The 14,035-nt window shown below is 66.1% G+C and carries 13 protein-coding genes; 2 read left to right on the top strand and 11 right to left on the bottom strand.

Features of this window, described 5'->3' with window-relative positions:
* Positions 1-18: 18 nt before the first annotated feature.
* Positions 19-1,098, top strand: coding sequence for a hypothetical protein (locus ACQR1B_RS15775; RefSeq protein ID WP_434832437.1), 1,080 nt, complete (start codon positions 19-21; stop codon positions 1,096-1,098).
* Entirely contained in the window at positions 1,076-3,055 is a 1,980-nt protein-coding gene (locus tag ACQR1B_RS15770; RefSeq protein ID WP_434832436.1) for an acyltransferase family protein, read from the top strand. The genes ACQR1B_RS15775 and ACQR1B_RS15770 overlap by 23 nt, the downstream gene beginning before the upstream one ends.
* Before the next feature lie 6 nt (positions 3,056-3,061).
* Here the strand turns inward: ACQR1B_RS15770 and ACQR1B_RS15765 are convergent, their stop codons facing one another.
* The 11 genes from ACQR1B_RS15765 to ACQR1B_RS15715 form a co-directional block, all read right to left on the bottom strand.
* Positions 3,062-4,042: a TylF/MycF/NovP-related O-methyltransferase gene (locus ACQR1B_RS15765; RefSeq protein ID WP_434832435.1), complete on the bottom strand. Its 981-nt coding sequence runs from the start codon at positions 4,040-4,042 to the stop codon at positions 3,062-3,064.
* 82 nt (positions 4,043-4,124) lie between these two features.
* A complete protein-coding gene (locus tag ACQR1B_RS15760; RefSeq protein WP_434832434.1) occupies positions 4,125-5,111 on the bottom strand; it encodes a hypothetical protein in 987 nt (328 codons plus the stop codon).
* Between the two features lie 7 nt (positions 5,112-5,118).
* Complete coding sequence (locus ACQR1B_RS15755) at positions 5,119-6,012, bottom strand: hypothetical protein (protein ID WP_434832433.1); 894 nt, start codon at positions 6,010-6,012, stop codon at positions 5,119-5,121.
* A 50-nt stretch (positions 6,013-6,062) separates the two neighbouring features.
* On the bottom strand, positions 6,063-7,148 hold the full coding sequence (locus ACQR1B_RS15750) for a GSCFA domain-containing protein (RefSeq protein WP_434832432.1): 1,086 nt from the start codon (positions 7,146-7,148) through the stop codon (positions 6,063-6,065).
* A gap of 58 nt (positions 7,149-7,206) precedes the next feature.
* Positions 7,207-8,145 (bottom strand): TylF/MycF/NovP-related O-methyltransferase, encoded by a 939-nt coding sequence (locus ACQR1B_RS15745; protein ID WP_434832431.1) that lies wholly within the window; start codon positions 8,143-8,145, stop codon positions 7,207-7,209.
* Positions 8,146-8,848: 703 nt separating this feature from the next.
* Positions 8,849-9,511, bottom strand: coding sequence for a class I SAM-dependent methyltransferase (locus ACQR1B_RS15740; RefSeq protein ID WP_434832430.1), 663 nt, complete (start codon positions 9,509-9,511; stop codon positions 8,849-8,851).
* 27 nt (positions 9,512-9,538) lie between these two features.
* Positions 9,539-10,591: an aminoglycoside phosphotransferase family protein gene (locus tag ACQR1B_RS15735; RefSeq protein ID WP_434832429.1), complete on the bottom strand. Its 1,053-nt coding sequence runs from the start codon at positions 10,589-10,591 to the stop codon at positions 9,539-9,541.
* Positions 10,569-11,186, bottom strand: coding sequence for a hypothetical protein (locus tag ACQR1B_RS15730; protein WP_434832428.1), 618 nt, complete (start codon positions 11,184-11,186; stop codon positions 10,569-10,571). The genes ACQR1B_RS15735 and ACQR1B_RS15730 overlap by 23 nt, the downstream gene beginning before the upstream one ends.
* A 24-nt stretch (positions 11,187-11,210) precedes the next feature.
* Positions 11,211-12,248, bottom strand: a complete 1,038-nt coding sequence (locus ACQR1B_RS15725; RefSeq protein ID WP_434832427.1) for a zinc-binding dehydrogenase — start codon at positions 12,246-12,248, stop codon at positions 11,211-11,213.
* 8 nt (positions 12,249-12,256) lie between these two features.
* On the bottom strand, positions 12,257-13,180 hold the full coding sequence (locus tag ACQR1B_RS15720; protein WP_434832426.1) for a transketolase family protein: 924 nt from the start codon (positions 13,178-13,180) through the stop codon (positions 12,257-12,259).
* On the bottom strand, positions 13,177-14,025 hold the full coding sequence (locus tag ACQR1B_RS15715) for a transketolase (RefSeq protein WP_434832425.1): 849 nt from the start codon (positions 14,023-14,025) through the stop codon (positions 13,177-13,179). The genes ACQR1B_RS15720 and ACQR1B_RS15715 overlap by 4 nt, the downstream gene beginning before the upstream one ends.
* Positions 14,026-14,035: the final 10 nt, after the last annotated feature.

The raw sequence follows: 14,035 nt of genomic DNA, 5'->3' as shown, positions 1-14,035 counted from the left end.
CCGAACCTCGGGGTTACCATGGATCGTCGGACGGAGCAGGCCGGTCTTGCCGGAGCGGAGATCGCCGAGGGCGGCCGCGACGGACGACGCTATCTCGGCTGCCTGCTCGGACTGACTGCGGCGATGCTGGGCGGCCTCGGCGCATGGCTGGCGGCGCAAGGCGGCGACCATTTCAGCGCGATCAGCAGGCCCGATGATCCGGCGTGGTATCGCAATTTCGCCGGCGACAGCGTCACCGAGATCCAGGACCAGGATCTGTTCTATCATCACATCGGCCGCTCGATCGACCATGCGCGCCAGGCCGACGTCATCATCCTCGGGTCATCCCTGGTGTCGTTCGCGGTCGACCAGGCCGTCATGCGCGAGCGCCTCGAACAGCGCTACGGGCTGAAATTCTACAACATGGCGTTCGTCGGCGTCGCCAGCGGCGAGTTCGTGCGGCAGATCGCGCTCAAGCATCAGATCCGCCCGCGGCTGTGGATCGTGAATGCCGACGACGGCGGAGGCGGCGGCAACTTCTTCCATCGCAACCTGACGCGGGCCTTCGGCGCCGACGTCCGCCCGATCCCGAGCATCACGCTCAGCCGTTTCCGCGCCGCCTATGAGGTCCTCCGGCGCAATCTGCGCTGGCGCTTCGAGGACGCAACGCGGGGCTGGCGCCAGGCGCTCGCCGGTCCGCGCCCGGGGCCGCTGCCGCGCTTCGATCGCGACGATCGAACCGGCGCGGCCGACATGAGCACCTTTCCGCGCTTTCTCGCCGACGGTAATCCGGCCGTGAAGATGACGCGCGATCCGGATTGCCACACCACGCCTGATGTCGTCGCCAATGCGCGCGACATCGTGCAGTCGCTCGGGGCACCGGTGGTCCTGACCCTCGTGCCCAATTTCCACGGCTGCCTGACCCAGGCGCGCGAGATCGCGGCGGCCATCGGCGTCGAGACCGCGCTGCCTGCGCGCACCGACTATTCGAGCTGGGACGGCGGCGGCCATCTCGACGGCAAGGGGGCCGCTGATTTCACCCGCGATCTCATCACTGCGCTGGAGCGGACGCGGGCATTTCAGGAACTGGGCGAGCATGGCGATCGTCGGCAGCCTTGAGCCGCGGGCCGCAAGCCGCGCCGATCAGCAGCCGGACGGCGCGGCGTACACGCTGGCCTATCGTCCTGATATCGACGGGCTGCGCGCCATCGCCGTGATCGCGGTGCTGATCTTTCACGCCTTCCCGCAGCTGCTGCCCGGCGGCTTCGCCGGAGTCGACGTGTTCTTCGTGATCTCCGGCTATCTGATCACCGGCATCATCGACCGTCAGTGCGCGGACAAGAGCTTCAGCTTTGCGACCTTCTACGCCCGTCGCATCCTGCGGATCTTCCCGTCGCTCATCACCGTGGTGCTGGCGACCTTCCTGATCGCCTGGTTCGTATTTCCGGTGGCTGAGATGGAAGCGCTCGGATCCAACATCAAGGGCGCCGCCGCGTTCATCGAGAACTTCATGCTGCACGAGCAGATCGTGGGCTATTTCGATCCGGGGGCGGAACGTCTGCCGCTGCTGCACCTGTGGTCGCTCGGCATCGAGGAGCAGTACTACATCATCTGGCCCGCGGCGTTCGTGCTGATCGCCCGGTGGCCGGCGCGGAAGATGGCGATCGTGGCTGCGCTCGGGCTCGGCTCGCTCCTGGTCTGCCTTGCCACCCCGGCGAGGGAGGCGGCCTGGGCGTTCTATTCGCCGACCACGCGCGGCTGGGAGCTGCTGGCCGGCTCGCTGCTGGCGATCTGGCTGCGCCAGCGTGCCGAGCGTCCGATCGGTCCAGCCGCTGCCAACCTGCTCGCGGCACTCGGCGTGGCCGGACTGGGCGTTGCGTTCGTCGGCTTCAGCAGCAGTTCACCCTGGCCAGGCCTGCGCACCCTTGTCCCAGTGCTGGCGGCCATGGCGCTGATCGCGACCCGCGGCACGTTGGCCCAGCAGACGTTGGCGCAGCCTCCGCTGGTTGCCGTCGGCCTGATCAGCTACCCGCTCTATCTCTGGCATTTTCCGCTGATCGCCTTCACCAGGCTGCATGTCGGCGGCGCGCCGCCCGCATGGATCATGCTGGCGGTGCTCGCCCTGAGCGCCGTGCTGGCCTGGCTCACCTATCGCTTCATCGAACGTCCGATCAGGTTCGGAGCCGTCCCGCTCGGATGGCGGGTCGGGCCGCTGCTGGCGGGGATGGCGGCGCTGATCCCGCTCGGCGTCGCGGCAACCAGCACGCATGGCCTGCCGATCCGGTTCGCGCCGGAGATCCGGGGCTTCATGCTTTCGGGCACGGAGACCTCGTCGCACTGGCGCCGCGGCCGCTGTCTGCTGCTGCTGCAGCCCGCCTCCGCGTTCGGTGCCGACTGTGCCGGGCAGGGCGGCCGACCGCTGCTGCTGATCTGGGGCGATTCGTATGGCGCAGCGCTTTATCCGGGGCTGCTGCACTTCTCGAAGCCGCGCGGCTACGACGTCGCCCAATACACCGCCTCGGCCTGTCCGCCGTTGATCGGCTACACGCTGGAGGCCCGGCCGTTCTGCAAGAGCATCAATGACGATGTCGTGCTGCGGATCGGCCGCCTCCGGCCTGACGTCGTCATCCTCGATGCGACCTGGGGCCATGCCGAGGCCGTGCTGCGCGAGGGTTTGCCGCGCACGGTCGCGCAGCTCAGGGCGAACGGCATTGCCAGGATCGTGCTGATGGGGCCGCCGCCGAGCTGGGAGGGCGTCGGCCTGTCGCACAACGTCCTCGACTACTATCGCCAGACCGGGTCGGTGTTGCCGGAGCGGACTTTGTTCCGCTCCAACGATGCGTGGACGCGCGGCCGCGACGCCCTGTTTCGCGAGCTGACCCGTGAGCTCGGCATCGACTACATCTCAGTGCGCGACGTGTTCTGCAACGACGAGGGCTGTCTGAGCCGGATCGGGCCCGGCGGCTCGCAGCTGACGGCGTTCGATCCCGGACACCTTACGGTGCCCGGTGCCATCTTCCTGGTGGATCACACACTCGACGATCTGCTCCGTCCGGCCGGGCAGCCGTCGCAGTGAGCGCGATCAGATCGGATCGGCCGGAATGCCGCGGTAGGCGTGGATGATGAAGCGGGTGCCGCCGACCGAATAGTCGCCGCCATTCGAAGCCTCGATCGCGAACATCTCGACCAGATCCTTCCACGCCTGCCGTTCGCCGGTGGTGGGAATCGCACGATTGGCGTTCCAGTCGTCGAAGCAGATGATCGCGCCGGTCGAGATCATGCCGCGCTCGAACAACGGGACCAGCGCATCCATCGTCGACTGGTAGAGATCGCCGTCGAAATGGATCATCGCAAAGCGCGTCTCGGGCGGCAGCGTCTTCACCGTGTCTGCGAACCATCCCTCGTACAGCTGGAAGCGGTGCGGCGGAATGATCTTCCCGATCAATGCGCGCAGCTGCGGCGCGGCCAGCACCTTGCAGCCGCCCTTGGCCCACGCGCCGGAAATGACGTGCGGAGCGACCTGGTCGACCGGCGAGGTAATCTCGGGCAGGCCTTCGAAGCTGTCGAACAGGCGCAGGATACGGAACGGGTTTTCGCCGGACGCGCTCTTGCCGAGCGGTTGCCGCTGCAGGTCGAACACCATCGAGGTGGCGATGGCGCGGGCGCTGAAGCCGCCCATCGTGCCGAATTCCGCAATGTCGCCGTTGACATGCGCGCTGTTGATGTACTGGACGCACAGGGTGAGCGTCTTGGCGATCTCCTGCGCCGGCAGGATCAGGATGTCGGCATAGCTGTAATAGGCCGCGGGCGAGGGAAGCTGCCGTGCGCTGTATTTCTCCAGCGCGATGTCCTGGATGATGCGGCCGTCATCGGCATCGTCGACGGACGGCGCTGCAATCGCCAAGGCAGGCGTGCTGTCTTGGGTGTTGGCGCTGCTGCTGCTGGTACCATAGGGCCAAGGCAGCGGCGGCTCGAACATGATCGCGCGCTTGACCGAGCGCATCCAGTACAGCACGTCCGGCGGCAGCGAGGTGGCGAGCGCATTCTTCAACGGTTCCAGCATTCAAATTCTCCAACGCGGCAATGTTCGATCACCGCAAATCGATGGTGAGGGATGGCACAGGACGCAAGCGGGCCGCCATGCGTCAGTACAGGCTGGCGGAACGGCGTCCTTCGGCGAGCGCATCTTGCGCGTCGGCGGGCCGCTCCTTCGGCAGCTTGACGAAGAACGGGTCGGCCGGCCAGTGGTTCATGCCGACGACCATGATTGTCATCTCCTCGTCAGGCATGCGCGGCATGAACACCATATCGATGGCCGAGCGCGTCTTGTGCGTCGGCGGGCTGCCGCGATGCGGAAGGCGCGTCGCGTCGAACACCAGCAGGTCGCCGGTCTTGCCGAGGACGGTATGTTCGCGGTGATTGGCGTCGCGGTACTGAAACGGACCGGTCTGCTCGTCGACGTCGCAGAGATAGAGCACTCCGCGGATCACGCCGGCGGGACAGCCGTCGCTGTGCCATTCCTGCGGACCGACGCCTGCGGTCAGATGCGGCTTCGAGCGCACCAGCCGGACATTGGCGACCTTGGCCGGACAGCCGAGCACGCCGCGGAAGAACGCGTCGAAATCGCCGCCGCTGAACAGGGCGTGCAGATAGTCGAGAAGCGCCGCCGAGGGCATCCCGGTCGCCAGATCCTGGGTGTAGGGGGCGACGCTGTTGCCGGCCCAGTCCCACGCCGAATGCCGGTTGCTGACGTCGCGGTCGAACTGCTCGGTTTCCCGGAACGCGGCCGCCTTCTCCGGGTTCGTGCCGATCACCGTGACGCCGTTCTGCTGGAACGCGACGATCTTGTCGGCCAGCTGGCTCGGCGACTTCTGCGGATCGAATCTCGGCGCATGCGCCGTGCACATCGCCGGAGCCGTATTGGCGGCCGGCAGCAGCGACAGGCGACGCGGCCGAGCGTCGCCGTTCGGGCTCGCGGAGAGCCGTCCTGTCGCGTCGTCGGGGGTGGGCTGCCGGGCCAGCCGGTCCAGCGTGTCGGCCCGCACCAGGCGGTAGCCGAGCGTGTTGAGCGCCTGGTTGACGCCGCCCTTGAGGCGCTGCTTGGCGGTGCTGATCAACGATGTGACGGCCATGATGTCCTCATGCTGCGTCCGGCTTGGCGGGCTGGAACGGGTCCAGGCCGCATGCCATCCGATAATACAGTTCGTAACGAGGATGATTGGCGACGAGACCGCGGCTGTCGATCGCATGATCGATCAGGGTCTCGAGCAGGAGGCGGGCGCCCTTGGGTGGCAGATGCACCCCGTCGAAGTCGAATTCCGGACGCAGCAGATCGCCGTCCGTCAGGTCGGACCAGCGGTCGATCATGAACAGGTTCACCGAACGCACCTTCTGCGCCAGCTTCCAGTTGAAGGCCTGAACCAGCTTGGTGCGGACGGACACCGGACAGTCGTAATTCTGCAGCTCCCGGATGCGCGCTTCCTGCCGGGTCGGCGGAACCACGCTCTGGACGTAGACGCGCTTGAAGCCGGCCTTGACCAGCTGATCGAGCCCGGCGACGAACGGCCCGAGCCGCGCCTCGATCACTTCGTCAATGAGGTCCCACGGCACCAGCGGCTTGTCGAGCAGCGGCAACGTGGTCGCGAACGGCGGAACGAAATCGTGGCTGTCCTTCAGGAGCTGCAGGATTGGACCGCGAACGTCGATCTCGCCCACGGTAATCATGATCAGTGGCGGCCGCACGGCCTGGCCAGCGGCCTTGGCAATGGCGAAATCGACCTCGTCCATCGACAGATGCGTCGCACGACCGTTGCGGACCAGTCCCTCATATTCAAGGAAGGCGATGAAGTCGGGATGAAACTCCCCGGTGTCGGGATTGTAGAACTCCCGCGCGGTGGCGCCCGGAATGTATTTGGTGCGGGCCATCACCGAGGCGCCGGTCCATCGCTCCCGGAACACCATGTTCCGATAGGGCAGCGAATGGCTGTCGCCGACGATATAGACCGGCAGAACCGTTTCGAGCTCCGTGTCCACGCTGATACGCCCCCTCACTTCACAGGCATGCCGTTGGCCGCCCCTCGTCGTCAATTTGCCCGGCTGGCCGCCAGCGCGCGATAGAACTCGTCCTCATCGCAGACGATTCGCGGCTCGACCGGCGGCGCAGCCGGCCGCTTCGCCGGGACGCCTGCGGATTGCGCCACGGCCTCGGTGCCGTCTGCGGTGAAATGCGCGAAGAACAGGGTCATCGCGCGCGCCACGCCCTCGGTCGTAACCGAGCGCGCATCATCGGCGAAATAAGCCCCGGCATTCTTCGCGTTGGTGATGATCTCATATGACGCGAAATAGTGTACGTTGTCGTAGCGCCGGACCATCTCCTCGGCGGCGACGCGCAGCACGCTCTTGGAATAGGTCGTTGCCTGCATGACGTGGCGCGGTTCCATCGTGGCGGCGAGCGGCACCGGCGAGACCGTCAGGATGATCTGCAGTTGCGGATTGGCCGCCGACATCAGGTTGATCGCCTCGGCCAGATAGCCGGTGGTCTCGGTGACCGACAGATTGTGAAACGCGTATCTGGCATCGTCGAAGTCACCGGCGCTGCCGCAGCCGGGACAGGTCGGATAGACGGTGCCGTCGAGCTTCGAGACCCAGCTTTCGGTGAGACCGAGCGTGAAGATGAAGATATCCGTGGTTTCTATGAGCTGCCGGACGGCCCGAAGATGCCGCTTGAGATCGGCCTCCGCCTCGACCATCGAGACGTACCCTTTCGGCGTGATGCGCGGGCGCAAGAGGTCGAACACCCGCCCGTCGCGGTCGGTCCAGAACTGATCGGCCGGCTGGAAGCCGCCGAACGCCCGCTGGATCAGCTGCAACAGCTGCAGGGTGCTGTAGATGTTGCCGTAGCGGGCGGAGAACATGCCAAAGCCGAAGCGCTCCTCCTGCTCGGGCGTGAGATGGGCCGGCGCCGGTTCGGTCACGTAATAATTGTAGCCGCGCTCCTGCAGGGCGCGCGAGATGTGCTGCGCGAAACAGCTCCCCGCCGAGGCGATGCGCTGATCGGGGCCGAAACGGAGCCGCGCGGACAGATGCGGATCGAGATCGGCCGTGCTGCGCTCGGCGACGGCCTGACGCCAGAAGCTGCTCGCAGGCAGCGTTGTATAGGGACAGCTCATGCATTCACCTTTTGGCCGATCGAGGCCGCAAGAGGCCTCGGCGATCGCGCGCGCGTCCTCACGACCGTGGCTTCATGCCGCGGTAGGAATGGACGATGAACTTGGTGCCCTGGATCGAATAGTCACCGGAGTGACTGGCGACGATGTCGAAGCGGCTGACGAGGTCGGCCCAGGCCTTGCGCTCGCCGGCCTCAGGGTCGGCCTCGTTGCAGTTCCAGTCATCGAAGCAGATCACGGCGCCCTTCGAGATGAAGCCGCGCTCGAAGCAGGGAACCAGCGCATCCATGGTGGATGAATAGAGGTCGCCGTCGAAATGGATCAGCGCCAGCCGCGTGTCGTCCGGCAGCAGCTTGACCGTGTCGGCGAACCAGCCTTCGTAGATCTGGACTCGGCTCGGCGGAATGATGGCTTCCACCATGGTTCGCAGCTCGGCGGCGCTCAGAATCCGGCAGCCGCCCTTCGACCAGGTGCCCGATTTCACGTGCTGCGATTCGAGGTCGACTTGCGCGGTGATCTCCGGCAGGCCTTCGAAGCTGTCGAACAGACGCAGCTTGCGCAGCGGCTGGTTCGGCTGATAGCGCGGGTCGAACACCATCGCGTTGGCCAGGGTGCGCGCGGTGAAGCCGCCCATGGTGCCGAATTCGGCGATGTCGCCTTTGACGTCGGCACTGTTGATGTACATCACGCTCAGGGTCAGCGTGCGCGCGATCTCCTTGGCCGGCAGGATCAGCACGTCGTCGACGTCAAAGAACAAATAGGGCGCGCTGATCTTGTGGGCGTCGAGCCGCTCGAGGGCCTCGGCCTGCCGCGTGCGCGGCTCGGGCAGCGCCGTCGCTGTCTCGGCAACAGGTGCGGGCTCAGTCTCGGGCTCGGGGGCAGACGCCTGCGGCCGTTCCGGGGGTGGCTGTCCCATCAGGGCGCGCTTGATCGAGCGCAGCTTGAACAGGGTCTGAGGCGGCAGACCTTCGGCGATCGCCACTTTCAATGACTTCGTCATGGGCGGACCCCGTTCCCTGAGTTCTCGATCTTGGCCTTCAGTTTATAGATACATTTTGCGAGGATCGCAAAAGCGGCATGCGGGCGCTTCACTCGTTTTGCGTGGGTCTTCGGCGCGCGACGCCTTGCTCGAACCTGAAATCCGCGGCGCTGGTGTTCGCACCTGTTCATGGCGTGCGCGCGCACAGCAAATTTGCCCGCGTCTTCAGGTGCATCACCCCTGTCCAGTCCCGTCGCGAAAAATATTCATCTTTCGTTTTATCAGAAAATGTGGTTGTGTACGCCCAGCCCGCCTCGTGCAGAGGGACGTACGCGTCGTCACGATACGTGGAGGTGGGCTGCGATGGACGCGATGGCTGCGCCAGACGAGCGCGAGCCGTTGCGGACGGCGAAGTCGTGTGGTCCTGGCCTCTCGACGCTGAGGTCTGCGCAACGCGCCCAAGGCGCGTTGTCGCAAAATGGGGGCAAGAAAGCCGATCCCCAGGGAGAGCACGAAGGACACCGTAAAACCGTCGCGCGGGGAAGGCCGGGATGTCCCAGCCGAACCTGTGGTACCTGCCGCCTGCATTTCTTGTCGCAGGCGGGCCATGGGGCGGCAGGCTCCCGGCCTTCCTCGCGCCCTCTCGATCGAGAGGGCGATGGTCACCTCATCACTCGGGCGCCAATGCGTCGCGAGAGCGCCGCTTGACGTCGGTCATTCGCGCTCATTCGAAGAAGATGAATTCGTGGTCGCCGGTGTAGCCCGAGCGCTTGAATTCGAAGGCCCATTCCTCGGGGGTGTGGAAGATGCGGCAGGTGAGCTGCCAGTACATCAGGTTCACCTTCTCGCGCTCGTTGCGGTAGCCCTCGACGCAGAGATATTTGGCGCCGCGGCTGACGCGCTCCATCTCCCGCAGCGCGGCATCGAGATCGTAGTTGTAGAGGTTGTGCAGCGTGTTGATCGAGATGACAAGGTCGAAATGCTTGTCCGGGTAGGGCAGCTTGGCCGCATTGCCGACCTGGCAGAACGGCTTGACGCTCTCCATCGTGTGTTCGACGCCGTAGGAGGAGACGTCGATGCCCGCCACTTCGAGGTCCGGGATGGCCTCGCGGAAATCGTGCAGGATGAAGCCCTTGCCGGAGCCGACGTCGAGCACGCGCATGCCCGGCTTGATGCCGTAGGCCTCGATCATCGCGTCGGCGACCTTGCGCCAGCGGCCGTCATATTTGTAGCCGCCATAGCCGGTCTCGCGGCTGCCGTCCCAATAGTCGTAGTCGAACTTGATCGCCATCTCGGCGACGTCGGCCTTGTCGCGCTGGGTGACGCGCGCGAGATAGTCGCGCTTGGTCGATTTGTGGACGAGACTGACGAACTCGCGATAGGCCATGAAGATCTCCAGGCGTGGGATTGTCGGTTAGTCGGATGTGGCGCCGATCAGGCCGAGCTGCGCCTCGGCCTTGGCGAGTTGCGCAGCGCAGCGCTGCGCCCAGGCGCCGGTGTCGGCAAAGGCACGGCGGGTGGCGCCGAGCGGCAGGAAGTCGTTGAGGATGATGCAGGTCCATTTGACCTGGTAGGCGTCGAGCAGCAGCCGGCAGCGGGTGACGCTGGCCGTATCGAGCCCGAGCCCTTCGGTCAGGCGCTCGATGAAGTGCTCGTGCACCGCCAGCGGCACCGGCACCTCCGGCTGGCAGAAGAAGTCGGAGACGAGCTTGGCCGGATCGTCGCGGCCGGCATATTCGAAATCGAGGAAGGTGAGCTTGCCCTGGTGATCGATCAGCGCGTTGTGAAAGCCGAAGTCGGACGGCGACAGGCAGACCTGATCCGCCGGGATGGCGGTCTCGAAGGCAAGTCCCTCGGCGGCGGCGCCGCTCAGGATGGTCGCCTTGACGTCCGCCCAGGCCGGCTGCAACTGCGTCGCCACGAATTGCCGGGCCTCCGCGACATGCGGCACGTCGGCGTCGAGCGTCGCCAGCCGCGCCACCCGGCGCTCGACGGTGGCAATGTGCTCGGCCAGCGAGAAGCAGGCTTCCGATCCCGGCGCGAGCGCGGGGCGGGGCGGGGCATTTACCGCGAGCACGAAATCGATCGCCGCATCGACATGAACCGGGGCCAGTTCGGCAGCGGTGAGCTTGCGCCCTTCGACGAAACCATAGAGCCCGGCCTGTTCGGCGCGGTCGCAGGCCAAGGGCTCCGGCACGACGTGGACGCCGCGCGACCAGGCATGGCTGACAAAATTCCATTCGGCGCCGAGCCGGTCGCGGGTGTCGCGGGCGTCGGTGAAGTAGCGCTTGAGGACCAGCGGGCCGTCGGCGGTGTCGAGGCGATAGACCTGGTTGTTGCGGCCTCCGGCGAGCCGGGTCAGCCCCGTTGGGCTGGCCTTGCCCGCCTGCGCGGTGAGGCGCTGCGCCAGCGCCAGCAGGGCGGCATCGACGTCGGGACTGGCCTCAGCCGCGGTCACGGACGACATCCGCCGCGATCTCGGCCCAGGACATCAGGCGCTCGTAAGGCACGGCCTTGGCCGCGAACTGATTGTCCGGATCGAACAGAACCTTGCGCATGCCCTCCGGGAAACCGGACATCGCCAGGATCTCCGGCAGATCGTCGACGAAAACCTCGCAGGCCAGCGCATGGGCGCGGGCGACCTTGTCATCCTTGGTCAGCTCGAAGAACACCCGGTCCGGCGCAATCTGGCTGGCGGCCGATCCCATCAGCCCGCGGTCGGTCAGGAAGCCGCGCGCGGCGGCATGCATGTCATGCTTCGGCCCGAGAATGGGGTGCTTGGTCTTATGGCTGACGATGAACAGGTCATGGCCGGCCGCGCGGGCCGCCGTGACGAACTCGGCGAAGCCGGGGTAGGGCGACACCAGGTCCATGCGGGCGCCGTAGACATAGCCCTGCAGTTCGGTGAAATCGTCCTTGCGGCCGCTGCCGTTGAGATGGTCGCGGACGCTGTTCTTGTCGCGGCCGAGATCGGCCGGGATCAGGCCGCGCTCGAGGGCTGCCGCATGAAACACGCCGTCATAGCAGGCGATCGTGTTGTCGAAGTCGATCCCGATCCGCATGGCTTGTACTTAAATGGCCTGGGCTTAACGCAAGGACATGTCGATCAGCGGACGGCCGACCTTGCCGGCGGCCAGATCCTGCAGCGCCTGATCGGCCTGGGCGAGGCTGTAGGGCTTCGACAGGAGGTCCCGCACCGGGAAGCGGCCGGAGCTCAGCAGCCGGCCGTAGCGGCCGTAATCGCGATCCGGGACGCTGTCGCCGCCCCAGGTGCCGAGCAGGCTCTTGCCCTGGTTGAAGACGCCGGGATTCAGCGTGAGCGCCGCGCCGTGCTTGGCGTTGCCGATGACGACCGCGCGGCCGCCCTGCTGGCGGGTGGAATTGATCGCCTGATCCATGACGCCGGGAATGCCGGAGGATTCGACCGCCAGATCAACGCCCTGCGGCACGATCTTCTTGATCTCGGCCAGCACGTCACCGGCTGCGTCGATGACATGAGTCGCGCCGTAGATCTGCGCGAGCGCGCGGCGGGTCGGGTTGGGATCGATGCCGATCACCGGCATCGCGCCGGCCAATGCCGCTGCCATCAGCGCGTTGAGGCCGATGCCGCCGGTGCCGAACACGGCGACCGCGTCGCCCGGCTGCACCTTCAGCACGTTGTACACCGCGCCCATGCCGGTCGGGGCGGCGCAGCCGAGCAGCACCGCGACGTCCATCGGCAGGTCCGGCGGCAGCAGGGTCAGGCGGTTCTCGCTGACGACCGCATGGCGCTGGAAGGTGGTGACGCCACCGGCGTTGACCTTCTTGCCGTCCCAGTCATAGACCGCGCCGCCAGCCTCGATGCCGGAGCCCTTGATCCAGGACAGCACGACCTTGTCGCCGACCTTGACCTTGGTGACGGCGCTGCCGGCCTCGATCACGGTGCCGGTGCCCTCGTGGCCGAGGCAGTGCGGGACCCATTTGTCCTCGCCCTTGTCGCCGCGCCACTCCATCACCTGCGTGCCGCAGGCGCCGGAATAGGCGATCTCGACCAGGACCTGCCCGGGCTTCAGGGCGGGGGTCTCGATCTCGGCCAGCACGAGCGGCTGGCCGGTCTGGACCAGGAGGGCAGCTTGGGTCTTCATGTGATGTCTCAGCTCAACGCGTGGATGATCTTGTCCGCGATCTGGTGGCCGGTTAGTCCCAGCACCTCGCGGGCATATTCCTGTTCGCCTGATTTCTTGAAGAAGGCGTCTGGCGTGCCGAAGCGCAGAAACTTCTTCGCCTGCGTCTCGCTGTCGACGAGCCATTCGGAAACTGCCGCGCCGAAGCCGCCGATCAGCGAATGCTCTTCGATGGTCGCGACCAGCTTGAAGCGGCTGAAGGCCTGCTTGAGCTTGTCCTCATCCAGCGGCTTCACGGTGTGGAAGCTGACGACCTCGGCGGAGATGCCCTTCTCCTTCAACTTATGTGCGGCTTCAATGACTTCCGGCAGCATGTTGCCGGTCGAGAGCAGGCAGACGTCGGAGCCTTCCTCGATCGTGATGGCCTTGCCGATCTTGAAATCCGCGAGAGGGCCCTTGTGAACGACGGGCTCACCCTTTTTGCCCATGCGGATATAGACCGGCCGGTCCTGCTGCATGGCTGCGCGCAGCGCGCCGCGCACCTCGAAGGCATCGCCCGGGCAGATCACGACCATGTTCGGGATCGAGCGCAGGAACGAGATGTCCTCGCAGGCGTGATGGGTCGGGCCCAGGCCGGAATAAGCGAGGCCGGCGCCGACCGCGACGATCGTCACGGGGGCTTCGTGATAGCAGACGTCGGTGCGGATCTGCTCCAGGCAGCGCGTCGTCACGAACGGGGTGATGGTGTAGGCGACCGGGCGCAGACCGTTCATGGCCATGCCGGCGGCGACGCCCATCATGTTGGCCTCGGCGACGCCGCAGTTGAAGAACCGGCTGGGATGCTTGTCCTTGAACTTGTCGAACAGGCGGTTGCCGATGTCGCCCGAGAGCATGACGACGCGGCTGTCCTCGTTACCGAGCTTGGTCAGTTCGTCAGCGAAAGCGTTTCTCATGACAGGCCGAGCTCCTTGAACGCCTTCGTCACTTCATCAGCGGTGGGGGCGCGATAATGCCAGTTGTTGTCGTCCTCCATGAACGACACACCCTTGCCCTTCACTGTGTGTGCAATCAGGGCCACCGGCTTGCCCGAGCCGTTCGGGATGTTCTGCATGGCTTCCGCCAGCGCGCCGACGTCATGGCCGTCGATCTCGTGCGCGTCCCAGCCGAAGGCGGCCCATTTGTCGCGCAGCGGTGCCAGCATCAGGGTCTCGTTGGAGCGCGCGGTCGCCTGCCACTTGTTGTAGTCGACGACGACACAGACATTCTCCAGCTTCTGGGCGGCGGCGAACATCGCCGCTTCCCACACCGAGCCTTCGTTGTTCTCGCCGTCCGAGAGCAGGGCGTAGACGCGGTAGTTCTCGCCCTTGATGCGCCCCGCGAGCGCCATGCCGCAGCCGAGCGGCAGGCCGTGGCCGAGCGAGCCGGTGGCCGCCTCGACGCCGGGCAGCAGATTGGCCGGCGGATGCTCCGCGAGCCGGCCGCCGTCCTGGCAGTAGGTGTCCAGTTCCTCGATCGGGAAATAGCCCTTCATCGCCAAGGTCGCGAACAGCGCCGCAGCGGCGTGGCCCTTGGACAGGATGAAGCGGTCGCGCAGCGGATCGGCCGGATTTGCCGGGTCGATGTTCAGCACGTGCCAATAGGCCGCGGTCATCGCATCGGCGCAGGACAGCGACGAGGCGAGATGCGCGGCCTGGGCGTTGTGCGACATCTGGATGATCTTGCCGCGCAGCTTCGCCGCCTGCGCCTTCAGGGCGGCGGCGTCAGGCTTGGCCGCTGTGCTCCGGACTGCCACGTTCATCGTGCTCTCC

The organism is Bradyrhizobium oligotrophicum, from assembly GCF_051168495.1.
GTDB classification, from domain to species: Bacteria; Pseudomonadota; Alphaproteobacteria; order Rhizobiales; family Xanthobacteraceae; genus Bradyrhizobium; species Bradyrhizobium oligotrophicum_A.
This window is presented reverse-complemented; position numbering and strand designations above follow the sequence as displayed.